This window comes from Faecalicoccus acidiformans (assembly GCF_014202635.1).
GTDB classification, from domain to species: Bacteria; Bacillota_I; Bacilli_A; order Erysipelotrichales; family Erysipelotrichaceae; genus Faecalicoccus; species Faecalicoccus acidiformans.
On record NZ_JACHHD010000006.1, the window covers coordinates 77617 to 102384 of the forward strand.

General features: G+C 38.7%; 27 protein-coding genes and 1 tRNA gene. 22 read left to right on the forward strand and 6 right to left on the reverse strand.

Going from position 1 to position 24768, the window contains the following annotated elements; translation table 11 throughout:
* The first annotated feature begins 17 nt into the window (after positions 1–17).
* From HNQ43_RS04120 to HNQ43_RS04145, 6 genes are all read left to right on the forward strand, one after another.
* Complete coding sequence (locus HNQ43_RS04120) at positions 18–1460, forward strand: leucine-rich repeat domain-containing protein (protein ID WP_183375063.1); 1443 nt, start codon at positions 18–20, stop codon at positions 1458–1460.
* 240 nt (positions 1461–1700) lie between these two features.
* Positions 1701–1883, forward strand: coding sequence for a hypothetical protein (locus HNQ43_RS04125; RefSeq protein WP_183375065.1), 183 nt, complete (start codon positions 1701–1703; stop codon positions 1881–1883).
* Positions 1867–3462: an ABC1 kinase family protein gene (locus HNQ43_RS04130; RefSeq protein WP_183375067.1), complete on the forward strand. Its 1596-nt coding sequence runs from the start codon at positions 1867–1869 to the stop codon at positions 3460–3462. Before HNQ43_RS04125 ends, HNQ43_RS04130 begins: the two co-directional genes overlap by 17 nt.
* Positions 3463–3474: 12 nt before the next feature.
* A complete protein-coding gene (lspA, locus tag HNQ43_RS04135) occupies positions 3475–3963 on the forward strand; it encodes a signal peptidase II (protein WP_183375069.1) in 489 nt (162 codons plus the stop codon).
* Complete coding sequence (locus tag HNQ43_RS04140) at positions 3954–4856, forward strand: RluA family pseudouridine synthase (RefSeq protein ID WP_183375071.1); 903 nt, start codon at positions 3954–3956, stop codon at positions 4854–4856. Before lspA ends, HNQ43_RS04140 begins: the two co-directional genes overlap by 10 nt.
* A gap of 4 nt (positions 4857–4860) precedes the next feature.
* Positions 4861–5355, forward strand: a complete 495-nt coding sequence (locus HNQ43_RS04145; RefSeq protein WP_183375073.1) for a deoxycytidylate deaminase — start codon at positions 4861–4863, stop codon at positions 5353–5355.
* Positions 5356–5365: 10 nt separating this feature from the next.
* On the opposite strand, the gene HNQ43_RS04150 is transcribed toward HNQ43_RS04145, so the two are convergent.
* Together HNQ43_RS04150 and rnhC are read right to left on the reverse strand one after the other, a co-directional pair.
* On the reverse strand, positions 5366–5908 hold the full coding sequence (locus HNQ43_RS04150) for a hypothetical protein (protein WP_183375075.1): 543 nt from the start codon (positions 5906–5908) through the stop codon (positions 5366–5368).
* Positions 5909–5942: 34 nt separating this feature from the next.
* Complete coding sequence (rnhC, locus tag HNQ43_RS04155) at positions 5943–6797, reverse strand: ribonuclease HIII (protein WP_183375077.1); 855 nt, start codon at positions 6795–6797, stop codon at positions 5943–5945.
* 81 nt (positions 6798–6878) lie between these two features.
* On the opposite strand from rnhC, the gene HNQ43_RS04160 reads away from it, so the two are divergent.
* The 12 genes from HNQ43_RS04160 (at position 6879) to HNQ43_RS04215 (ending at position 17387) form a co-directional block, all read left to right on the forward strand.
* The gene (locus HNQ43_RS04160; protein WP_183375087.1) at positions 6879–7424 is read left to right on the forward strand and encodes a CvpA family protein; all 546 of its coding nucleotides are present in this window, start codon (positions 6879–6881) and stop codon (positions 7422–7424) included.
* Complete coding sequence (locus tag HNQ43_RS04165; RefSeq protein ID WP_183375088.1) at positions 7411–9735, forward strand: endonuclease MutS2; 2325 nt, start codon at positions 7411–7413, stop codon at positions 9733–9735. The genes HNQ43_RS04160 and HNQ43_RS04165 overlap by 14 nt, the downstream gene beginning before the upstream one ends.
* A 9-nt stretch (positions 9736–9744) precedes the next feature.
* The gene (uvrC, locus tag HNQ43_RS04170) at positions 9745–11511 is read left to right on the forward strand and encodes an excinuclease ABC subunit UvrC (protein WP_183375090.1); all 1767 of its coding nucleotides are present in this window, start codon (positions 9745–9747) and stop codon (positions 11509–11511) included.
* Between the two features lie 23 nt (positions 11512–11534).
* Complete coding sequence (locus HNQ43_RS04175) at positions 11535–12581, forward strand: M15 family metallopeptidase (RefSeq protein ID WP_183375092.1); 1047 nt, start codon at positions 11535–11537, stop codon at positions 12579–12581.
* Positions 12578–13054, forward strand: coding sequence for a metallophosphoesterase (locus tag HNQ43_RS04180; protein WP_244957035.1), 477 nt, complete (start codon positions 12578–12580; stop codon positions 13052–13054). The genes HNQ43_RS04175 and HNQ43_RS04180 overlap by 4 nt, the downstream gene beginning before the upstream one ends.
* 65 nt (positions 13055–13119) lie before the next feature.
* A complete protein-coding gene (locus tag HNQ43_RS04185; protein ID WP_183375094.1) occupies positions 13120–13644 on the forward strand; it encodes a hypothetical protein in 525 nt (174 codons plus the stop codon).
* A gap of 5 nt (positions 13645–13649) precedes the next feature.
* A complete protein-coding gene (locus HNQ43_RS04190; protein ID WP_183375096.1) occupies positions 13650–13991 on the forward strand; it encodes a hypothetical protein in 342 nt (113 codons plus the stop codon).
* Between the two features lie 309 nt (positions 13992–14300).
* Positions 14301–14726 carry a PTS sugar transporter subunit IIA gene (locus HNQ43_RS04195; RefSeq protein ID WP_183375098.1) on the forward strand — a complete coding sequence of 142 codons (426 nt, stop codon included), beginning with the start codon at positions 14301–14303 and terminating at the stop codon, positions 14724–14726.
* Between the two features lie 41 nt (positions 14727–14767).
* Complete coding sequence (locus HNQ43_RS04200) at positions 14768–15259, forward strand: PTS sugar transporter subunit IIB (RefSeq protein ID WP_183375100.1); 492 nt, start codon at positions 14768–14770, stop codon at positions 15257–15259.
* A gap of 46 nt (positions 15260–15305) precedes the next feature.
* A complete protein-coding gene (locus HNQ43_RS04205; RefSeq protein ID WP_183375102.1) occupies positions 15306–16145 on the forward strand; it encodes a PTS sugar transporter subunit IIC in 840 nt (279 codons plus the stop codon).
* 2 nt (positions 16146–16147) lie between these two features.
* Entirely contained in the window at positions 16148–16990 is an 843-nt protein-coding gene (locus HNQ43_RS04210) for a PTS system mannose/fructose/sorbose family transporter subunit IID (protein ID WP_183375104.1), read from the forward strand.
* A gap of 88 nt (positions 16991–17078) precedes the next feature.
* Positions 17079–17387, forward strand: coding sequence for a hypothetical protein (locus HNQ43_RS04215; protein ID WP_183375106.1), 309 nt, complete (start codon positions 17079–17081; stop codon positions 17385–17387).
* Positions 17388–17459: 72 nt separating this feature from the next.
* On the opposite strand, the gene HNQ43_RS04220 is transcribed toward HNQ43_RS04215, so the two are convergent.
* Complete coding sequence (locus HNQ43_RS04220) at positions 17460–18425, reverse strand: beta-1,6-N-acetylglucosaminyltransferase (RefSeq protein WP_183375108.1); 966 nt, start codon at positions 18423–18425, stop codon at positions 17460–17462.
* A gap of 100 nt (positions 18426–18525) precedes the next feature.
* Between HNQ43_RS04220 and HNQ43_RS04225 the strand changes: the two genes are divergently transcribed.
* The 3 genes from HNQ43_RS04225 to HNQ43_RS04235 are packed head-to-tail and all read left to right on the forward strand — an operon-like array spanning position 18526 to position 21567.
* A complete protein-coding gene (locus tag HNQ43_RS04225; RefSeq protein WP_183375110.1) occupies positions 18526–19080 on the forward strand; it encodes a glucose-6-phosphate isomerase family protein in 555 nt (184 codons plus the stop codon).
* 1 nt (position 19081) lies between these two features.
* Positions 19082–20821 carry a class I mannose-6-phosphate isomerase gene (locus HNQ43_RS04230; RefSeq protein WP_183375112.1) on the forward strand — a complete coding sequence of 580 codons (1740 nt, stop codon included), beginning with the start codon at positions 19082–19084 and terminating at the stop codon, positions 20819–20821.
* A gap of 11 nt (positions 20822–20832) precedes the next feature.
* Entirely contained in the window at positions 20833–21567 is a 735-nt protein-coding gene (locus HNQ43_RS04235; RefSeq protein WP_183375114.1) for a GntR family transcriptional regulator, read from the forward strand.
* Between the two features lie 28 nt (positions 21568–21595).
* On the opposite strand, the gene HNQ43_RS04240 is transcribed toward HNQ43_RS04235, so the two are convergent.
* On the reverse strand, positions 21596–22366 hold the full coding sequence (locus HNQ43_RS04240) for an InlB B-repeat-containing protein (protein ID WP_183375116.1): 771 nt from the start codon (positions 22364–22366) through the stop codon (positions 21596–21598).
* Positions 22367–22422: 56 nt separating this feature from the next.
* Between HNQ43_RS04240 and HNQ43_RS04245 the strand changes: the two genes are divergently transcribed.
* Positions 22423–22499, forward strand: a tRNA-Arg gene (locus HNQ43_RS04245).
* A 54-nt stretch (positions 22500–22553) separates the two neighbouring features.
* Here the strand turns inward: HNQ43_RS04245 and HNQ43_RS04250 are convergent.
* Entirely contained in the window at positions 22554–23696 is a 1143-nt protein-coding gene (locus HNQ43_RS04250) for a site-specific integrase (RefSeq protein WP_183375118.1), read from the reverse strand.
* Positions 23697–23845: 149 nt separating this feature from the next.
* Positions 23846–24505 (reverse strand): helix-turn-helix domain-containing protein, encoded by a 660-nt coding sequence (locus tag HNQ43_RS04255; RefSeq protein ID WP_183375120.1) that lies wholly within the window; start codon positions 24503–24505, stop codon positions 23846–23848.
* Positions 24506–24768: the final 263 nt, after the last annotated feature.

The window sequence follows — 24768 nt, forward strand, 5'->3', positions numbered from 1 at the left end:
ATAGAGAGGATAGTACTATGTTGATCAAGGATGAAATATTAAGACAAGTCGTGGCCCGAACATTGCGAATCAAAGAAGAGGAATTGACCCCGGAAGCGATGTTAGAATTGACACATTTGGATGCTCCGGATTATGAAATCAAAACTTTGGAAGGTTTGGAAACAGCAGAAAACCTGGAAGTTTTAAATGTATCGAATAACCAGTTGGAAACCTTGGAACCGATTCGTGATTTAAGAAATTTGGAAGTTTTGGATGTTTCTGGAAACCAGCTTCGTGATTTACAAGCATTGCATGGGCATCGTCAGTTAAAAAAATTGAATCTTTCGCGAAACAAGCTCTATACGATGGATATCAGCAGCGTGGCAGCTATGATTGATTTGGAATATTTAAATCTGGAACGTGCAAAAGTTGATAGCCTGGAATATTTGGAGCGTTGTAAAAAATTAAAAGAAGTTTACATCAATACAGAAAACGGCCCTTTTAGTTTTGCGATTCTAGGTTCATTGAAACAATTGAAGAAATTGCACATGGCCGGTATGCGTCTTTTCAACATTCAGGATCTATCCTATCTCGAAAACCTTGAAGAACTGGATTTATCAACGAATTTGATGAGTGATATCTCTCCATTGATGTTGATGACAAATCTAAAACGACTGAATTTAAGTAATTGTCCTTATATCCATAATTATGATGTATTAAAAGACTTCCCAAATCTTCGCTCGATCAATCTAGCTTATAACCAAGCTGATGATTTTCATTTTTTGAAAGATTTGGAGTTCTGTGAGTCTTTGCATTTGCAGCAGACAGGATTTACGGATTTGACACTTTTAAATAAGATGAAGAATCTGAAAAGACTTAACGTCTCGAAAAATGAGATTAAAAATATGAATCGCTTTAAGGCAATCGAAAACCTTGAAGTGTTCAAAGCTCAGTTCTGTCAGCTCGAGAGTATTGATTTCTTAAAGAAAGCTACGAAATTAGTATATTTGGACCTTTATACAAATCGTATCAAAGATATTTCTGTCTTGAAAAATATGAAAAATATGGTCTATCTTAATGCCGGGCGCAACGAAATCAAAGATATCAAATGTCTTAAAGACATGAAGCAGCTTCAGATTCTCTCTTTAGAAAACAATGATGTGAAAGATTTGACGCCTTTAAAAGATTTGGTGGATCTGTGCAATGTTGATCTTTACAATAATGTGATCTCCGATTTGAAACCATTGGAGAAATTGGGATTCATCTCGTATCTTCGTCTTGACCACAATGCGATCACTGATCTGGCCCCATTATCGAATCTAAAGTTCTTGCGTTCCTTGACTTTAAAAGCCAACTATATTACGGATGTGAATCCTTTAAAGAATCTGGAACTTCTGGAAGCTTTACGATTGGATGATAATCCAATTGAAGATACCAGTGTTTTAGAAAGCATGAAGTTTTATGATAAGTTTACCGATTGATCCCATGGATGCATGTGTGTTTCTCAGGCATTTCGGTATTATAATTATAGAACGTAAAATTATAAGTCAGAGATAATAAAACGATTCTCAGAATCAAAATTCATCATATGTATGAGCCAGGATGAAATCATTCTGGTTCTTTTTATTTTGAAAAAAAATAGAAGAATTTTAGAAAAAGATAAGAATTTTGATTTATTCTTTTTTTGATCCAAAATATGATAAAATTTATTCGAGGTTTTTATGGAACAAAGACAAAATTCGGATTGGGAAAGACTGCTAAAAAAACATTTTGGATTTAAAAAGATCTCTCTAAAAGAAGGGATCCACGATGTGATCGAATGGGCTGAATCGTGGACGCAGGATGAGTCTGTGACCAATACACCTTTACATAGAAAGAAGGGAACTGATGGAACAGACAAGTAAACTTTCGACAAGGGCTCGCTTTGCCCAAATTTTGCAGATTTTGCGAAAGCATCACATTCGTCAGGGGATGGATCCGGTCAAATTTCGTCGTATTTTGGAAGATCTAGGACCGACATTTGTGAAAATTGGTCAGATTATGTCTACTCGGCAAGACATGTTTTCAGAGCGCTATTGCCAAGAATTGATGAAACTTCGCAGCCAGGCAACACCAATGCCGTTTGAAGATGTCGAAAAAATGATTGAGAAGGCCTATGGAAAACCGATGAATCAGGTTTTTTCATCTTTTACAGTGATTCCTTTAGGTTCGGCATCGATTGCGCAAGTTCATGAGGCTGTTTTAAAAGATGGAACGCGTGTCGTGGCCAAAGTACAGCGTCCTTATATCTATGAGTGGATGGAAAGAGATGTTGGCCTCTTGCGGAAAGCTGTTAAAGTTTTGAATTTAAGCGAAATCGTCAGCAGTGTAGTTGATCTGGATATGGTCATTGATGAATTTTGGACGGCGGCTCAACAAGAGATGGATTTTACCAATGAAGCGAAGTTTGCCAAACGGTTTCGTAAGACATATGAAGATTGTGCCTTTATTGATGCACCGCGAATCATCGATCAGTATACGACCAAAGAAGTGTTGGTCATGGAATATATTGATGGAATCGAGATCAATAATATATCAGCTTTAAAGGATCAAGGATACGATATCAAGGAAATCGCCGATAAATTAGCGTATAACTATATTTCTCAAATCATTGAACACGGTTTCTTTCATGCCGATCCGCATTCAGGTAATATTCGAATCCGTGATGATAAGATCGTTTGGATCGATTTTGGCATGATGGGAATATTAGAGGATCGGGATCGTCAAATCCTTAAGGAGGCGATTCGCGGGTTGGCAACCAACGATGTCGGTAAGGTCGTAGATTCGATATTAGCAATTGGAGTCACGAAACAAGAGATCGATTATACCGCATTTACTAATACAATTGAGATGTTTATGTCACAGTATATGGATCAATCTTTTGCGAGCATGGATCTTGCGAAAATGGTACAAGATATTTTTACAATCTGTCATCAGTATAAGATTTCTTTGCCAAAGGGCATCTCGATGCTTGCCCGAAGTATGATGACGATGAACGGGACTTTACTGACTTTGGATCCTCACTCGAGCATGGCACAGATCGTTGCGAATCATAAAGCAACTTTGACCCAGTTAGATTTATCAAAAGAAGCTACACGTACTCTCAAGCGCAGTTTGGAAGCGTTATCGCGCTCAATTGATATACCAGTACAGGCTAGTGATGTATTAAAGCTATTTCAGCATGGCCAGATCAAAGTAAATCTGAACTTAATGGGCAGTGATGCTCCGATCGCTAAGATTGATCGAATGGTCAATCGCCTCATTGTATGCATTTTGATTGCGGCCTTGTTGCTGGGATCGTGTTTAGTCTGTACGACGGATATGGAACCTAAGATCCTAGGGATTCCTTTGATTGGATTTTTAATGTTGGTGGTTGCCCTTTTGATGGGAGTTTGGCTCTTTGTCAAAATGTTCTTTTTACATCGCAGAAATAAGGCGTTTTAATGAAAGGTAGATATGAAAAATAAAGTAATAACGATTTGCGTTGCATTGATCGTTGTGTTTTTGACCTTAGGATTGGATCAATGGACTAAATGGGCTGTTGAGCGATCTTTAGATCTTTACGAAAGAGTGGAGATCATCAAAAACTTTTTCACTGTGACGTATGTACAGAATACAGGAGCGGGTTTTAGTTTGTTTGAAGGCTTTGGCATCTGGTTTTTTGCGATCATCACTTTCATTGCTCTTGTGGTGGTTGTTTGGATGTTTATCAAAAGCAAAGATGCACGAACGCAGCTCTGTTTAGCACTGGTTTTTTCAGGTGCTTTGGGCAATTTGATCGATCGTCTATGTTTTGGCTATGTTCGGGATTTTCTCAGTTTTAATCTTTTAGGGTGGAATTTTCCGGTTTTCAATGTAGCTGACATCTGTATTACGGTCGGTTTTGCTTGTCTGATCGCTTGTGCGATCTGGGATGAAATACAGGAGAAAAAAAGATGCCGATAGAAAATATAGAACCCGTTATATCTGGGGAACGCTTAGATAAGACCGTGGCTCAGGCTTTAAATTTATCTCGTAGCCGTATCAAAGAACTTTTAGAAGATGATCGTATCTTGGTCAATGGATCAGTCGAAAAACCCAGTTATCAGGTACAGGAAGAAGACCAGATCCAAGTCGATCTTCCTGAAGCAGAAGAAGTAGAGATCTTACCCGAGCCGATGGATCTGGATATTGTGTATGAAGATCAAGATCTGGTTGTAGTCAACAAACCAAAAGGATTGGTCGTTCATCCGGCACCTGGGCATCATACAGGGACTTTGGTCAACGGATTGTTGGCGCATTGTCAGGATCTGAGCGGGATCAACGGAAAGTTGCGCCCGGGGATCGTTCATAGAATTGATAAAGACACAAGCGGTTTATTGATTATCTGCAAAAACGATCATTCTCATCACGAGATTGCCAAACAGCTGCAAGATAAAACGTGTCATCGTGAATATGTAGCTTTGGTCCATCATCCTTTTGATCATGACCATGGAACGATCAATGCACCCATTGGCCGAGACGAGAAGGACCGTCAGAAGATGGCGGTAACGGCAAAAAATTCTAAATCTGCCATCACACATTTTCGCGTTCTTAAGAATTATAAAGATTATGCTCTTGTTTCTTGTTTATTAGAAACTGGCAGAACGCATCAGATTCGTGTGCATATGCAATATATTGGGCATCCCGTCGTAGGAGATCCGAAATATGGATACCGAAAGACGATGGATACGCAAGGGCAACTGCTGCATGCAGCTCGCATTGAGTTTATTCATCCCTCTACACGTGAAAAAATAACGTTAGATGCCCCATTGGACCCTATTTTTGCCAAGGTAATAGAACAGTTAGACAAGGAGTAAATAGATGAAACGAAGTGATGTTTTAAGCTGGGATCAGTATTTTATGGCTATGGCTCATTTAAGTGCTAAAAGAAGCAAAGATCCAAACACTCAAGTAGGGGCTTGTATCGTCAATGCCCAAAAAAGAGTTGTCGGCCTAGGATATAACGGATTTCCTAAAGGATGCGATGATGATGAATTTCCTTGGGAAAGAGAAGGAGAGTTCTTAAATACAAAATATCCATATGTCGTGCATGCGGAGCTGAATGCGATTCTAAACAGTATTCAGTCTTTGAGCGGCTGTACGATCTATGTGTCTTTGTTTCCATGCAATGAATGTGCCAAAGCGATCATTCAGTCGGGAATCCGCTGCGTAGTCTATGAGAGCGATAAATATAATGGCACAGACGAGAACATCGCCAGCAAGAAGATGTTTCGCGATGCCGGTGTGGAACTGGTGCAATTGACGTATCAGACGCATGTGGATGTTCAAGTCAATCGTGGTGAAAAGCAGTCCTAAGGGGCTGTTTTTATTTGGACTGGATATCGATGACTGTGTGAGAATAAGGCAGGATCTGAAGTTGGATCGTATCGGATTTTTTCGTATCCGCAAAGAAAAGAGGATCCAATGCAAAGATATGTTGTTTTCCTTGGCTGTCGGTGCCAGATAGACAGAAAGTCATGGAAGAAACATCACTGGTCCATTGAACATGATCTAAATTCAGCGTTTGAGCAGAAAAAAGATAAGGAATCTCTATAGCGGGGATCAATACGCGATATATAAATAAAATGATACCCGTTCCAGTCAAGATGACGCTAGAGATACGGCAATAAAAGATCCATTTTGGCCGGGTCCACTCTATAGGCTTTGGTCTTTTCCATAAAAACCATGCCAAGATAATGGCATCCAAACAAAAGAGAAGAAAGAAAGGCAAGAAAAGATAGCGAGTATAAATTCCTCTTTGGGGTGTATCTAATAGGGAGAATGGATCTATTCCATATAGAATAAGTGAAACCGATGTGATCCCGATGGAAAACCACATCAAAAGGCGATGTCGTTTTGAAATGTTCATATTTAAAGTATATGCTCCATTGATCATTCGTGTGTTAAATGCTTGTAAAACGTAGTTTTTCTGTGTTTTTAAAATGCAGTTTTGCGACCTTTTCGAGTTCTTTTGATCCATATTGGTCCACAAAAGACTGAGCGCAACGATCTACTTTGGGGCCAGCCCCTTTTTCAAAATGAAAATCATAAGCTTCTTCCATTTTGTCCAAGCTTTCTAAAAACGCATTGCGGGCTAAGATGCTGGCACAGGCAACCGCCAAATATTTATTCTCAGCTTTTGTTTCAAAATGGATCCCGCGGATGATTTGAGGTTCGTTTTGCAGATAGCGATAGTAGCTTTTTTCCTGAACAAACTGATCGACAATGATCGTTTTTGGAAGGGCGTATCCTTTTTTTTGCAAATTGACATAAGCCTGGTTATGCAATCGACATTTGATATCAACCATATTGTGCGTTTTATGAACTAGATTGTATTTGGCATTTTGTACAACCAAGATGGAATGGGGGCAGACTTCCTTGATTTTAATGGCAAGTTTTCGGATTTTTGAATCAGTGATTTGTTTTGAGTCTTGAATCCCTAACGGCTTTAATTGATTGGCGCTTTCTAAATCGACGATACAGGCAGCCACTGTAACAGGGCCAAAATAATCTCCGGTTCCCACTTCATCACTGCCAGCTTGAGGATATTCGTTTTTCAAAGAATTGGTTTCGAGCCATCCTAAATCATTTCCTTGAAAGACAACTTTTAAGGAAGTATAAGCAGTGATCGTACAACTCTCGGTCTTGATTTGATAAAAGGTATAGTCAGGTTGCGAGAGCTTTAGAGTAAAAGGCTTCAGTTTTTCTTTGAGTTGTTCGATTTCTGGTCGAGTCATTGTTTTTGTTATTGTTGCCATAAAATCACCATCCTCAGTGTAACACAATCCGAACATTTGAAAAACTCCTCACATTTTTTGGGATATGTTAGAATACTGTATATGAGTTTGGATACGAGATATTTTTTGTACTATGACCTCGCTTTAATGGTGCTGGGATTCATAATCGTCTATGTTGCCTATCGGAAGGGTTTTGCCCGCCAGTTAGGGGATGTTTTGACTTTGATCGCTACTATGGTGATTTCTATCTTGGCAAGTCCTTTTCTTGCCAGCGAAATTCCATTGATGACTGCCAGTTCAGAGATCGAGATTATTAAACTTTTACAAAACTCGGCTTTACAGATCGTCAATACTTTTTTGTGGTTTTTGATCCTTTTCCTTGCCTTGCGAATTCTTTATCGCATCGTGGCTTTTTCTTTGCGATCAAAAAAGAAAACGGTCTTGTCGTTTACAAATCACCTTTTAGGTCTGGTGTTGGGAATCGTTAAGGTGTTCTTATTAGGAGCTGTACTTTCCTTGATTTTGCGATTTCCGTTGATACAATATGGGGATGTTTATTTGAATCAGTCGGTTTTACGTGCATGGGATCCGGCAATTGATTCAATGATTGATTATTGGGAAGGATGGATTCATCATGAAACAGAATGAACAAGCGTTTCGAAATGAATTGAATCATGCGATTGATTTTGACAAAGTCTTGTCTCAATTTGCGGCCAAAACCTCCTTTTCCTTGAGCCGCCAAAGGATTGAGCAAGCTTTGCCGAGTCAGGACTTGTTTATGATCAGGGAACAGCTGGATCTAGTTCGTGATTCAATCGAATTCTTTCGTGAGGGAAGTACACTTTCGCTGCAAGGATGCAGTGATATTGAAGAGAGTGTACGCAAATCAGAAAAACAAATGACTTTACAGCCCAAGGAATTAGCTGAAATTTCATTGTTTCTTTCAACATGCCATCGCGTAATCAATGCTTTACAAGACACAGATCTTGATAAATTGAAGGAATATTCGAATTCTATGGAACGTGTTCATGATTTGCAGATGGCTATTGATTCCTGTATCGATCTGTCGGGGGCGATCAAAGAAGATGCTTCGGCGGGATTGGTCCATTGCCGCAATCAGCTGATGGATATTCGCAAAGCACTCAACGAAAGAACACGTGATTTTATCAAAAAACACAGTTCTTCCTTGATGGAATCGCTGACGACATCGATCCAGGGACGAGTGTGCGTCCTTGTCAAAGCCAGTGATAAAAATGCTTTTGGCGGGATGATCCACGGGCAGTCTCAAAGCGGACTGGCGTTTTATGTGGAGCCGTCAAGCTTTGTCGCTTTCAACAACCAGATCCAAATGACATTATCCAAGATTGAAGCTGAAAAGGCGCGGATCTGTCAGGATCTGTCTTTACGGGTCAAAAAAAGATCACAGGCTCTTTTGGCCAATTTAGAAACGATGACACTTTTGGACATGGCTTTCGCCAAGGCAAAATGGTGCCTGGAAAAAGATGGGGTCGTTCCTCAGATCCAAAAAAGAGATCATACTTTGATCTTAGAAAATGCCGGCCATCCTTTGATCGATCCTAAGAAGGTTGTACGAAATACCTATCGCTTACAAAATGAACAAAAAGCTTTGATGATCACCGGTCCGAATATGGGCGGAAAGACCGTAACGTTAAAAACGATTGGACTTTTTGTGGCGTTGGCTCATGCCGGATTTCCGGTGGCAGCGCATCGCGCCTTGATCCCTTATTATGATTCAATGTGGTTTACGATCGGCGACCAGCAATCAATTGAAAATGACTTGTCCACATTTTCGAGTCATATTCAATCCTTATCCAAAATCTGTTCTCAAAGCAATCAGAATTCGTTTGTTTTATTAGATGAGATTGGAAACGGCACGGATCCACAAGAGGGAAGTGCTTTGGCTATAGCAATTCTGGATCATTTGATTCAGAAAGGATGCACGGTTTTGACCAGCACGCATTTTAATGCTTTGAAAAGCTATGGAAAGACCAATGCGGCGATTTTAGTCGCAAGCATGCAGTTTGATGAAAAGACATTAAAGGCAACTTATCACTATATTCCTGGTGTGTCGGGAGCCAGTTATGCGTTTTCTATTGCCCGTCAATATCATTTGGATGCGACTATTTTAGAAAAAGCGCAGGCCATCAAGGAGGCAAACAAAGATCAAAACAGCCAAGAGTTAGAAAAATTGGAACGTCTTCAAAATGAAGTGGAGCAAGAAAAAGAAAAATTTGATCAGTTGATTCAAAAGGCTCATCAGCTTCAAAGAGAGGCAGTTTCACAGAAACAAAAATGGGAGAAGGCTAAAAAGCGCTTTGATCAAGAGTATGAAAGTCGTCTAGAGACTTTGCTGCAAGAAAAAGAAGAGCAGATGGAAAAGCTATATGAAGAAATGCGACAAGCTCAACAGATCAAACCGCATCAAAGAGCAAAGTATTTACGAGATATGGATGCTTTGCGTTTAAATCAGGCAGAAGGTGATGAAACAGAATCATTTTCAGTCGGAGATTATGTGCAAATTGAAAACCTGTCTACACATGGAGAAATTATTGAATTACGAAAGAAAGAGGCAATGGTTTTGGCCAACGGAATGAAATTAAAGGTCAAAACCAACGGATTAAAGAAAATCAGGAGGCCCAAAGTCCAACAAATTCCTCAATCACACAGAGAACATACGGACAAGACTTTTTCTTCCGTGCCGCTAGAACTGAATATCATTGGCTGTCGAGTAGAAGAAGGATTAAGAGCTTTGGATCATTACTTGGATCAATGTGTGGCTCATCATGTAAAACAAGTTCGAATCATTCATGGAATGGGGACCGGAAGATTGCGCAACGCGGTGTTGGCGGATCTTAAAAAGCATCCGGCCGTGAAAAGTACAGCTTCTGGAGGACCGCGAGAAGGGGGCCTAGGGGCTACGATCGTAGAACTGAAATAAGAGGTGCTTATGGCGATATCGGAGTTATTGAAAAATAAATTAGCGCTTTTACCGGACCAGCCGGGTTGTTACATTATGAAGGATAAGAAGGGAAAGATCCTTTATGTGGGGAAGGCAAAAGTTTTAAAGAATCGGGTTCGAAGCTATTTTCATGGTGTCCACGATAATAAGACCACTCGTCTGGTTTCTAAGATCCATGATTTTGAATTTATCGTGACAGGTTCGGAAAAAGAGGCGTTATTGTTAGAAATCAATCTGATCAAAAAAAATCATCCGCCTTTTAATATCATGTTCATGGATGATAAAAGCTATCCGTACATCGTCATGTCAAAAGAGCCGTTTTTTACGGTTCGCATGACTCGTCAGATCAGGCGCAGTACAGATGAGGTCTTTGGCCCTTATCCAAGTGCACAATCGTGCTTTGATATCGTACGTTTGATCAATCGTATTTTTCCGGTCCGCAAATGTAAATCGATGCCGAAATCTCCTTGTTTGTATTATCATATGCATCAATGTTTAGGACCTTGTTTTCAAACGATCGATCTGAAACAAAATGAAGAGATGCGCAAACAGATTCGACGGTTTCTGCAAGGAGATCCAGGTTGGATCCGCAAACAGATCCAAGAAGAGATGGAAAGAGCTTCACAAACGATGGCTTTTGAGAGGGCTCAAGAATATTATGAAATCTTACAGTCAATCGATCATGTGATGGAAAAACAGACAATTGATCTTAAAGATCGAAAGGTGCGCGATGTTTTTGGCTTTTATGCAGATAAGGGGTATATATCTTTACAAGGATTCTTTCTTCGAAGCGGTCAAATTATCGAGCGAACTTTTACGATCCAGGAATTGTACGAAGAGCCAATGGATGCTTTTTTGAGCTTTATAGTTCAGTATTACCAGGAAAACATGATTCCAACAGAGATTTTAGTACCGGAGGGGACACCGGTCGAGGTTCTTGAAGATGTGCTAGATTGTCATGTACGAATTCCGCAGCGAGGCACGAAGCGTTCTTTGGTCGAGATGGTTTTAAAAAACGCGAAAGAGGCACATGATCAAAAATTTGAGTTGACTTTGCGCAAAGATCAAGATTTGCAGGCTGCTAATGCGAAGCTGAATTCTATATTTGATAAACCGATCCATACTGTGGAGATCTTTGATAACTCGCATATACAAGGCGCTTTTAATGTCAGCGGTCTGGTCGTTTATGAAGATGGGAAACCCGATAAAAGCCAATATCGTCATTATAAGCTGGATACCTATCGCAGCGATGTAGATAGTATGAAAGAAGTTTTATACCGAAGATATTTTCGCTTGCTGAGTGAAGAGAAATCGATGCCCGATCTATTGTTGGTTGATGGGGGCGCCCAACAAATACAGGCAGCAAAAGCAATCAAAGAAGGACTGGGACTGGACTTGTGCATTGCCGGATTGGTTAAGGATGAGCGTCATACAACGCGCGCTTTGATGAATGAGGATCTGCAAGAGATCCCATTAGATAAAAAGGAACCATTATTTTTTCTTTTGACAAGGATGCAGGATGAAGTTCATCGCTATGTTATTACCTATCATCGTAAGCTCCGATCACAATCGATGACCAGATCCGCTTTGGACATGGTAGAAGGAATTGGACCGAAGCGAAAAAAAGAACTGCTGCGAAAATTTAAATCCATGAAGCAGATCAAGGCGGCTTCCATTGAGGAACTGGAGACTGTCTTGCCGCGCCGAACCGCGCAAGCATTGTATGCACATCTGCACCCCGGGGAAAAATCGTGATATAATACCCGCGAGGTAATACCATGAAAGAAAAAAAGGTCTTAATGGTCCGAGTGGTTTTGATCTTAGTTTGTCTGGCAATTTTTGTAACCTGTTTTTGGGCGATGAACCAGACTTATGATCCTTTAGCTCGTTATCCTTATGCGACAGAAGAAAACCGAGAGACGATTCTTCAGCACTTAGACAGCGAAGATATCGAGTATATTATTTCAAACCAGATCCGGCCGGAGGAATTTTTAGAATTTATTGATGAACCAGGTTTTGATGTTCGTTATTGCCGCTTATATACGATTGCCAAGCAGACGCAAGATGAAAGCAATGCCTATATCGTGAATTTTGTAAATCGATATCGATCTCATTTCAGCATGAGTACTTTGGAAACTTTGCTACAACATTACTCTTATTTGGATCTGACGACTTTTTATGAAAATGAATTGGCCAGTCATGAGAATCTGGCTTTGATATCTGATCCGAGTTCTCCACTTATCGTGCTGAACGATTCTACTTCTGTTTATAAATATGTGCCGGATCATTTAACTTCCATCCAGGGAGTTTCTCTGAAAGAAGAAGCGGCTCAAGCTTTTCAAAATATGGAAGAGGCCTATCGTTCCATGATTGGACAAGATCAATCGTTGAGTTTGGAGAAGGGGTATATTCCTTATGATCAGATTTTTACAGAATATACTTCTTGGAATGCTTTGAATGCCCAGTATTGTGATGAGGTATTTTTACCGGCCGGCCAAAATGAGTTTCAGCTGGGCTATACTGTTGCCCTTACGGGATATAATGACTGGGTTCGTCAGTGCTTGGAAAAGGAAACCATCTATCGACAGAATCAGTATGATGAAATATTGGAAACTTATGATGAAACCATGATTCAAAAGATTACTTGGCTGGAAGATAATGCATATCGGTATGGTTTTGTGATTCGCTATCCGCAAGGGAAAGAAGAACAGACCGGGCAGTTGTACAACCCTTTTGTGTTGCGATATGTCGGGCAAGAGAACGCCAAAACTATGCGGGAATCAGATAGGGTCATGGAAGAAATGAAACTTGAGGAGTTAGAATGATGCAAATCGTGGTAGTGAGTGATACGCATTCTCGAAATGAGATTCTCGACATTTTAGAAGAAAGATACAAAGATGCTTATGCCTTTATTCATTGTGGAGACTTAGAAGATGATCCTCGTTATTATCCTCGCTGGCTGATTGTTCGGGGAAATAATGATTATTTTGGAAAGTTTCGGGAGGACTTGCGAATCAAAGTTGGATCTCATCGGATCTATGTGACTCATTCTCATCGTTGTTCGTATCTTTATAGAGAAAAGAATCTGGAGCGGCTTGCACAAGAGTATGGATGCGATATCGTATGTTATGGTCATACGCACATCTCGAAGGTTACGAATCAAAATGGGATTTTAATGGTCAATCCGGGATCTTGTTGGCTTCCGCGTGCTGGAAAAGAACCCAGTTACGCTTTGATCAACATTGAAGGGAGTCGTGTAGAGGCCAAAATCATTGAACAGAAAGACTGGGATTTTTGATAAAATTCATTGTTTCTGCTTTGATTTGTTGTATAATGAGCATTACAGATTTGAGGAGATAAGATATGAATGGGGAAGTTCTTTCTATAGTTGTATTTTTGGCTTTATTTGGATTTGGTATCTATGAGATGTATCGTGGAGTCAAGCAGCTTATGGAGCATAATAAGAATCGTAAAGAGTATATGGAAAATCATAATAAACCTTATGATTTTTTCGAGGAATATAAACTTTGGTTTACAATCTACAGTGGAGTTGCTGTATTCAGTATAGGAGCTTGTATCTATCAGGCAGTAAATTATCGGGACTGGATGTATGCCATGGGTTTTTTGGTGTTGGCTGCTTGTTGTGTCAGTTTTGCGATGGATTGTTTGGTTAAGCGAAGAGCTTGGTTTTATGAAGAGGGCTTCTTTTATGAAAAAAAATTTTATCGTTATCGCAGTGTTGCCCGAGTTTCTAAAACAACGGGGTTTAAACCGGGATATGATGTGAATTTCATGAAGGATCCGTCCATGATCGTCACGAAGAAAATGGCTTTTGAGATCCAAAAACGGATGGAAGCTTATAAAGCGAACAAAAAGAAAGGGAAATAAGATTTATGAGCAAAAAAGATAACAGTGCCCGAAAAACAGCAGCTCGTATCGTAATGGATGCCTTTATCAAGAGGAAAGCGACTTCTCCAGAAACGGCGATTCCAATCGAAAAATTCAAAGATGTAAAACTCTCTACATCTGTGATTTCCTATACGATCGCCAATTTTATGGAAGATGAAGTTGTTTATAAGACTGGGGATGACCGCTATTATTTTTCCATGGAGAACTGGAAAAAATTGGAAAAGAAGGTAACGCGTGGTTATTGGATCATGGTGGCAATTCCGATTATTTGCTTGGCAGGCGTTTTACTATTGCGGCATATTGGAGATATTATTGCTTGGTTCTAAAGATGGAAATTCCATCTTTTTTTATAAAATGGTTTTCTAGTATTGACACAAACATTATAATGTTCTATTTTATAGATAAGTTTTCGTATTTAAACAGATTTCAGAATTCGCAATTTGTTTGATTTTTTGTTAATATCATTCGATTTTATTTGTTGAAAAATACTTGATTTTGCGATATTTATCTGTTTTTGATCGATTTTGTAACCCCTTTAATTTCATTGACGAAATGTATAAAAAGGGGTATCATATTGTGTGTAAAATGTCAAAATGACGTGTGAAATTATGCCTGAAAGGCAGAAGGAGAAAATCATGAAGTATGTAGTTATGGTTAGTCATGGTGAGTTTGCGCCAGGTTTGCACAGCGCTGTCAAAATGATGACAGGAGATCGTGAAGATGTTTTGAGCACATCATTGAAGGATGGAATGAGCGCAGATGAATTCGCAGAAAACTTCCGCGAATTGGTATCGGGATTTCAAAGTGACGATGAAGTCATCTTATTGGCTGATATCTTGAGTGGTTCCCCTTTTACGAATGCTTTGAGTGTTTTGGATGAAAAAGGACTTTTGGCTAATACACTTGTTATTGCTGGTGTGAATATGCCATGTGCTGTTTCTGCAGTTTTAATGAAAGATAATATGGATAGAGAAACTTTGAAACAGACACTTCTAAGCGAAGGCCGTACTGGTCTTTGTGATTTCGCAACAGAATCAAACGATGATGATGACGATATCTAGTCGAGGATGTCGTATCATAAACTAAAGGAGGAGAAGTTAAAATGATTAGTTTTATTCGTGTGGATGACCGCATTATCCACGGACAGATCGTTACACGCTGGTCTAAAGAATATCCATGTGACGGTATCATCGCGGTCAATGACAAAGCAGCAAATACGCCTGTTTTGAAACAGTCTTTCAAGGCTAGTACAGATAAAAAAGTATTTATCTGGACAATGGAACATTTCTTGGAAAAAGCAGATACTGTTGTAAACAGTCCAAAGAAATACTTCCTGATCACAAAGAATCCTGTTGATATGAAGAAGATCCTTGTTGATCATGGATTTGTTCCAAATGATGTTAAGCGAGTTGTTGTAGGTCCATGTAATGACCGCCCAGGATCAATCAAATTAGGAAACAACCAGTCTTTGATCCAGGAAGAAGCTGACGCTTGCGAAGCGATGACAAATGCCGGATACGATGTTTATTTCGCATTGTTGAAAGAAACAGCTATCGGATCTTGGCCAAAATTCAGATCTAAATTTGGTTACTAATTGGGAGTAGTACCAAATATAGATATATAAGTAAAGGAGAGAAAATATGTCTTTATTTCAAGCAATCTTGATTGGTATTATGAGCTGTACAGCTGCTAGTACCATTGCTTGTTTAGGAACAACTGTTGGTAACTATACGTTAAACCGTCCGTTGGTTGCATCTCTCATCGTTGGTATCATCATGGGTGATGTCCAAGGTTGTATCCTGATTGGTATTCCAATGCAGGTAATGTGGATCGCATTAGTTACACCTGGTGGAACTGTTGCATCTGACTTACGTGCCGTTTCTTATATTGGTATCCCATTGGCTTATGTTGGTGCAAAAGCTGCTGGATGGGACTTCGGTGGAGCTGATGCTCAAGGATTAGCTTCTACTATTTCAGCCATGACTGGTGTAATCGGTATCTCATTGTTCTACGGAACAGCAATGTTCAACCTGATTTGGCAGCACTATGGATGGGCTCAATTGGATAAAGGAAACATCGAAGTTGTTGGTAAAGTCGACACAATCATGCCTTTAGTTTCTCACTTCGTATTGTCTTTCTTGCCAGTTACATTATTGTGCTACTACGGATCTACTGCTGTACAGGAGATCTTCAGCGTATTGAACACAGATATGTGGTATGTTAAAGCGTTGTTAGCTGTTGGTGCTGTATTACCTGCAGTTGGTATCGCTATCTTGTTAAAATCTGTAATTTCTAAACCAACTGACTTGATCTACTTCGTATTCGGTTTCGCAGCTGCTAAATCTATGGGTCTGACTTTGTTGGCCGCTACAGCAGTTGGTGCCGCATTCGCATTGATCAACTATCAGTTAACTATGATGAAAGCCGGAGGTGTTGCTACGGCAGCTGCTTCGGATGATGATGACGAGGAGGATATTTAATTATGAAAAAGATTTCTAAAAAGACATTAAATAAATCCTTCTGGCATTGGTGGTATGGAAACTTGACTTGCTTCTCTCAAGAACACATGCAGACATTTGGTTATATGTGGGCTATGTTGCCTATCATCAAAGAACTGTACAGTGATCGTAAAGAACAGCAAGAAAAGTTGACTACTTACTATCCATTCTTCAATACTGAACCTCAGATTGGTGCAATGGTAGTTGGTATTACAGCAGGTATGGAAGAAGCACGTGCTAACGGTGCTGAAGCTATCGATGATGAAATGATCAATGGTATCCGTGCAGGTCTAATGGGACCTTTGGCTGGTATCGGTGACTCTTTGATCGTTGGTACTTACATTCCTATCTTATTAGGTATCGCTGTTGGTTTGGCTGAAGGTGGATCTGCTATCGGTCCTATCTTCTATATTATCGTTTGGAATATCACTTCTACTTGGTTCCAGAAATTTGTCTTCGACAAAGGTTATGAACTGGGTGGATCTGCTGTTGAATTGATCGTTGGTCAGCAAGCAACTGCCTTCCGTGAATCTGTAATCGTTATGGGTCAGGTTATCGTTGGTGCTATGGCTGCTAGCTGGGTTAACGTATCTACAAGCGTTCAGATCGCTACTAACTCTGAAGGTGAACCAGTAATGTTGCAAGGTCAGTTAGACGGTGCATTCCCTGGTATCCTTACGATGTTGTTCGTATTGCTCGCTTGGTTCTTAATGGCTAAGAAGAACATGTCTCCTATCAAAGTGTTGTTACTGTATGTAGTTATCGCTATCGTTGGTAACATCATTGGTAGTGACATCTTGTTCGGATTCGGATCTTTGATCGGATAGTCATTTTTAACACAACATTTTCAAAATCATCCCTTTCTCCCAAGAGGGGTGATTTTGTTTATTCAGTTATGACAAGGAGCGCGATAACATGAAAAAAAAGGAACGAGAAGATTTAAAGAATGAGATCGCTTACCGTAATGTAATGACAAAGCGGTTGGGGCGTTCCTTGAAGATGTTCTTTTTTATTTTCTTATTATTTGCAGCGATAGCGGTCTGGGGATTTACCGGATGGACTGACAATTTTTTGATTGTTTCTGATTCTGTACGAAATGTATTGAAATGGATCGGTCTGGTTCTGGCTATTGTATTTGGTGTTTTGACTGTGATGTATTTTTTGAGCTTTAGAAACTCTAAAAAGTACACTCTGTCACTGATCGATAAACTGCAGAAGAAATAAAAAGCACGGATGTGCTTTTTTTTATATAATGAATAAAAACACCCAGATTCGATTGAATCTGGGTAAATTGTGCTATCTGTGATCCTGATTGTTTTTTGCTTTATTCATGGACCTTAAGAGAAGCTCCGGATCTATGAATGTTTTTTCCTTCTTTTCTTCTTCCAATAAAATGGTTTCATTATATTTATCAAAGTAATTTTGATACAGATCCATATTATCTTCAGCTGTGATCATGCCTCCAAACAAGGCGTCCGGATGATTCTGTAACAATTCTTCAGTTAAGGGCTTAGCTCCTGAACTTTCTTGCCAAGATCCATCAGGACCCACCACCCGATAATCCTTATTGATATGATCGTCTTCGCGTCCGTTAATGTATACGAATTTATCCATCATCATTGGGATGTACATCTCTTCCGGATACCATGAGAGTTTAAAGGTATTGGAGACATAGTCAAAATGCTCTGCCAAAATCTGACCGGTACGACCAGTCAACATAAACCATGGACTTCCAATCTGATAAGGTTCTGATAGATGTCTTTTGAATCCAAACTTCGCAAAGAAAGTGGCACTCGCTTTTGTCATTCCGCGAATGAATCGGCTTCTCGGGAAGGCGATCACGTTTGTAAAAGTATAATACTTGTCTGCTTTCTTTTTAAGTTCAGGGGTTTCCTGGTGAGCTACATAGTAGTAATCTTTCGTTGGATCCTTTTCAAGAAATTTTACAATATCTTCTCTTTTTTTTATCGGGATCATGCCATCGGTCAAGTTGATATAATAATCAAAATGATCATATTGTAAGGAATCCTTAATTTGAATAATAGTTCCTCTGGCTAGGGAAAGATCTCCTTCTTGCGCAAATTCCTGTGTTCTTGAAATATGAACGCGGGGATGATCGGCAAAGGTAAAGGACACTTTATCACGCAGATCATCGCTATTGATCATGATGAACGCATGATCATTCTGTTTTACCAATTGATTCAGGGTTTCTACAACTTCATCATAGTCTCGATCTGATTGAAGTAAATATGCGATTTTCATGTTTATTAACACCTCATTTTCTCGTATTATATCATAAAAAATAAGGAATAGAAATTGACAGAAACATTATAATGTTATAATCTTTGAATAGGAGGCTGTTATGGAAATCAGAGAAAGCAAATGGATTGAAAATTTTAAAGAAAATTGGATATCAGGTAACGAGATCAAGACATCTCAAAAGCTTTACAAAGATGCCAGAATGTTTTATGAATCGATCGATGAATCCCTGGATCCACAGACTGTGATGTACACAGTTTATTCTTGCGAACAAGGGGAAATTAAAACGGGGAACTTAAACTGGGGGCTGTCTGTATTAGAACCCGTAACTGTCAAAGGGGAATGCAATGTGACGCGAGGGCATTTTCATGAAGATTTGGATTGTGACGAAATTTATGTTTGTGCCCAAGGAGAAGGTTTTTTATTGTTAATGGATGCCGATGGAAAATGTACAGCAGAGATCATGAAGCCGGGGTCGATCCATCATATTGACGGACATCAGGCTCATCGTCTGGTTAATACAGGGGATACACAATTGGCCGTGATGTGTTGCTGGCCCAGTACGGCCGGACATGATTATGGGCGAGTAGAGGCGCTGCCATTTTCAGTTAGAGCGTTTAAATGTGATAATAAAATTATTTGGAAAGAAGGAGAATAACATGCACTATATTAATTTTGAATCAAAATATGATCGTTTTCCCACTACAAAAATATCTGGATTTCAAGCTTATCGCGGATATGATTCGATTTACGAGGAACTGTGTTCAAAATGCGGAGCGAACACGGTTTTGGTATTTGATTATTATCCAGGCGTAGATGAAAAAGAAGTGATGCAGTTGATCGATCGCTTTGATGCCAATATAAAAATTGCTACATATGATATCTTTAAAGAGTCAGCACAAATCAACGAGCAATTAAAATATCATATTACCGAAGATCGTGTTTTCGGGAAAATGTATTATGGTGATTTTATTGACTTGATCGATGAAGAGAAATTATCAAAAGCACAAGAACAAGTTCAAAATACAAGTGGTTTACGTATTGTTTATGGTGTCGCTGCTTCTTTGGTCGCAAAAGGAGATGTTTTAGTTTACTTTGATATGGCTCGTTGGGAAATTCAAATGCGCTTCCGTAAAGGAATGCCAAACTATAAAATGGATAATGCCGACGAGGACAATCTTAGAAAATTTAAACGTGGTTATTTCATTGAATGGCGTTTGGCAGATAAGCATAAAGCCCGTTTGTTTGATCAGTTTGACTACGTAGTCGACACAAATAAATCGAATGATCCCAAGATGATCAGTGGTGAAGCTTTTACTACTAGTTTAAAAGCTTTGGCACAGAAACCTTTCCGAACTATGCCTTATTTTGATCCCGGAGTATGGGGCGGTCAATGGATGAAGGAAGTCTGTCATTTAGATTGCGATCAGGATAATTTTGCTTGGAGTTTTGACGGTGTACCGGAAGAAAATAGCATCCTGTTTGATTATAATGGAGTTGTTGTTGAGTTGCCTTGTATGGATCTGGTTTTATATCAGCCTAAAGAACTTTTAGGAGAACAGATCTATGCTCGCTTTGGCGCTGAGTTTCCAATCCGTTTTGACTTCTTAGACACGATGGATGGGCAAAATCTTTCTTTGCAGGTGCATCCGGTTACGGAATATATCAAAAAGAACTTTGGGATGAATTATACTCAAGATGAAAGTTATTATATTTTGGATGCTCAAGAAAATGCCTGTGTATATTTAGGTTTACAAGAAGGAATTGATAAAAAGCAGATGATTGATGATCTGCGTGCAGCCCAAAAAGGGGAGATCATCTTTGATGCGGAGAAATATATCAATAAATGGCCAGCTAAAAAACATGATCATTTTTTGATTCCGGCAGGAACTTGTCATTGTTCGGGCAGCGGAGCGATGGTTTTGGAAATCAGTGCTACGCCATATATCTTTACATTTAAACTTTGGGACTGGGAACGCCTTGGTTTAGATGGTTTACCGCGCCCAGTTCATGTGGAACATGGTAAAGAAGTAATTCAATGGTATCGTACGACTCAGTGGGTTAAAGATAATTTAGTCAATGCGACTTACGAAGTGCAAGAAGAGGGAAATGATTGTCGTATTGAACATACTGGGTTACATGCTCTGGAATTTATTGAGACAAGACGATATACTACAGATAAGGTCACAGTCCATGATACGAAAGGAACTGTGAATATGTTGAATCTTGTCGATGGAAAAGAAGCTATCATCGAAAGTCCAGATCATTCGTTTGAACCATTTGTCGTTCATTATGCAGAGACATTTATTCTTCCGGCATGTATCGGCGCTTATACGATTCGGCCTTATGGAATGAGTGAAAACGAAGAGATCAAATTTATCAAAGCGTATGTACGATAGGAGGTGTTATAATGCAAATCGATACGCATCGAGGCGCACCCCCTTTATATCTCCAAGTCAAAAATGATTTGAAGCGAAAAATTGAAGAAGGGTTTTATCCAAGAGGATCGCTGATTCCACCAGAGCCACAGTTGGAAAAGATGTTTCATGTAAGCCGTATTACGATTCGTCAAGCTATATCCGAACTCGTTACAGAAGGATATCTCAATAAGAAACGCGGGAAAGGGACCAGTGTGACTTATAGTGATAAAATCAACGAAAACGCTTCGGCTATCCGCAGTTTTACAACAGAATTGGAACAACGAGGCATAACGCCGGGAACATCTCACGTTTCCATAGAATTAATGTCGGCTTCAAAGGAGATTCAGGATTTGCTTGAATTGGCACCGAAAGAAAAAGTCTATTGTTTGGTCCGAATTCGAACTGCGAATAAGACACCTGTCGTTTTATTTAAAACATATATACCGGGGCGTTATGATCTCTCATTAAATGCTGCCGACTATATGGGTTCTATGTATAGTCTCTTTGATCAAAGAGGCATCGGTCGACCGGTTACGATCAAAGAAACATTTTCTGCGATGTCATCATCAAAAGAAATTGCCAGAGCTTTGGAAATCTTGGAGCAAGAACCTGTCTTAAAACGTGTACGCCTGGCGTATGATGAACATAACCAGCCTATTGAATATACTATCTCTTATTATAATGGTGCTCGATACGAATACTCGATTGAATTGCATGACCGTTAAAAAAACAGCATACTGCTGTTTTTTTTTCTTATTCTGGATGATAATGGGCAACCAGATGCTTGTCACCGATGCTGTTGGAAACAATACAATGGATAGGATTTCCTCTAAGATCGTACCATCCATCAAAGATATAACCTTTTTTTCGAGCAGGCAGCAATGGTTGATCTTCATCTAAATAGGTATATACATGAGGATTTTTTCGTGAAGCGACACCGCCCTGGGCATCGTAATGGATCCGGTAGTAGACAAGATCCCATTTCGCATACAAGGTACAGGATTCCTTAATTTTTTGATTGAAGGCAAATGGTTTTGTATAGGCTTGATCATAGTACCATCCGTTAAATTCATAACCAAGACGAAGCGGATGTCGAAATGGCTTAAGAAATCCATCAGAACCGATGGTCTTGTCTTTGATTTGGCCGCCTCCATTGCTTTCAAAATGAATGCTGCAGAGTTCTCGATAATGCGCGACCAGAGTGATTTCTTCTGCTTGATTTTCCGGGATGACGTCTACTCGTTTGCCGTTGAGTGTCCAATAATCAAAAGCCATATTCTGCTTTCTAGCAGGATACAAACGCAGGACACCGGATTCTATGTTCAAATATTTTGGATTGAGACGAGAGTTCATTCCTCCCTGAAGTTCATAGTGGATCTTATACCATATGGGAATCCATTTATCATAGAGTGTCATAGTGGTCGGCAAGATTCCGCCGGGATTTAATCGTTTTGTACATGCTTCATCTATAAACCAGCCCATAAAGACATAGCCTCTTCGCTGTTCCTGTTGTGGATTTTCCATTTTCTTTTCCCTCATCCGTTGAATTCATAAACTAGGTTTGTTATAATAATCGTGCTGTCCTCGTAGCTCAGTTGGATAGAGCATGCGCCTTCTAAGCGCACGGTCGGGGGTTCGAATCCCTCCGAGGACGCCACTTTGATTTTGAATGTCTGATAAAACCTCTTAAATATGCTTTATATAAAGGATATTATGCAAGAGGTTTATTTTTTATTTCATCTTGCAACGCCAAATCAACGCCATTTTTGTTGAAAACACTATTTACAATGTCAATTTTGCTTTTTTCTCTAACGTGGGTATAAAGAGATAATGTTGTATCAGAACTTGAATGTCTCATTAGTTCTTGAGCAACTTTAATATCGACATCGTTAAAAACAAGTGTTGTAGCATATGTATGTCTTAATAAATGAAAGTGAAAGTCTATCCCCATGTGTTTGGTAATAGTTCTAACTGCGTTTCCTAAACTTGTGGGGTTTATATATTCGCCCTTTTCATTACATACTACTTTATCATAAGGATTGATTGAATACCAATATTCTAATATGGTTTTTAGTTGGTCTGGCAGAGGAATAATTGCTTTCGACTTTTTAGATTTCATTTCATGAGTTACGTTGTACTGAGATTCCTTCAGGCCCTTATAATTTAGCTTTTTGTTAACGTCAATGATATTTTTATCGAAATCAATATCAGATTTTTCTAATGCCAGAACTTCACTGATTCTTAATCCTGTATAGTAGCCAATCTGTATAGCCACGGCATATGCGTCATATCTGAATGTATTTCTGTTTTTTAATTTTTTTAGAAGTTCTTGATAGTCTTCATAGCTTATGGGTTCTTTGGGTTGACTTCTGTCTTCTCCTTTAACTTTAACGTATTCTAATGGATTAGAAGTTATGTATTCATTTCTAATCGCAAATACAAATGCTCCATGAAGTGCTTTACGAATACTCTTATTCATTTGCAATCCTTCATTTGCTCTGGAGTTAAAAAAGGTTTGTAAATCTTTATGTCTGATTTCCGTTATTACAAATTTACCAATCGAATTTTCAAAGTATTTTTTACACTTTTTCATGCCATATATCGTATTGTGTTGATAATCAATATTGGCGGTTCTGATAAACTCATCAAATACTTCATTCAAAGTTAAATGAATTTCTTTTTGGATATAACCTTTATCAATTAATTGCTTTCTAACTTCAGATTCATGGCGTTCAGCCTCTTTTTTTGTTTTGAATCCTCTTTTTGTGTATCTCTTTGGTATTCCTTTCTGCTTATACCTAAAATTCACTTCATAAATGCTCCCATGTTTTAATTTTCTTTTAGCGACTGCCATTTTTTTTGCCTCCTTTTTCTTGTTACAAGTTGATAGTCTGCTATAATAGGAGCGTAAACGCGTACGCCAATACAGTTTACGCTCTATGCCTTATGAATGTATCAATCATAGGGCATTTTTATTTGCCTACTTTTAATAACATCACCTCCCTAAATTAAAGAATCCTTATCATAATTTTTTAACTTTTTTATTAATTTAGATAATTCATCTATTTCTTCCTCTGTCAAATTTTCCTTGAATATTCGAAGTTCTAATTCATCAATTTTTTTATTTCTATATTGTTCATCAAACTCGTATTTTAAATGAGATTTAAACCCTTGTGCAGCTTCAGTTAATTCGAATAAAAGAATTTTTTCTTTGTCATAATCTAACATACTTCTATTTAAATCTTCATGATTTCCGTATGTTTCACCAATTGGATAAATAGATAAGTAATCATATAAAGAAGATAGTAATAAATCGTTATTCTCTAAAAGTAAATTTAATGCTTTCAGTTTACGATCAGAAAGTTTATTGTTTTTATAACATATTAACTTTTCAATGCTTTTAACGCTTAATCCTGTTTTTTCTGATATATCTTTAAGTGATACATCAATAGTCGATTCTTCAGAAACGCCCAATAAATAATCTATAGATATATCTAATTTCTTTGATAATTCAATTACGTTGTCTATTCTTGGGTTGTTATTTCCTCCTAGCATTCTACTAAACGATTGAAGCGACATATTCATTTGTTGAGCTAACCAACTTTTAGTTTGTTTCAATTCATTTAAACGCTTTTCGATTCTGTCTTTTCTTAATTCATTCATGTTAAACCTCCTAAATAATTTCAAAGCAAATAACAATATGGGTTAAGTGTGTTGATTCACATTATCACATGCGTATAATATTGTATGTGTTAATGTTGTTGTTGACTATTAACACATACAATATATCAAGAAGCTTTCTTAGTGTCAACAGCAACACGCAAGTTACGAAAGGAGACCAGCTATGAATCTGTCAAGAAAAAATAGCTGATTTTCAATAAATGTTTGTTTATCGTTGATTCCTTAAAATTGGGTATACGAAAAAC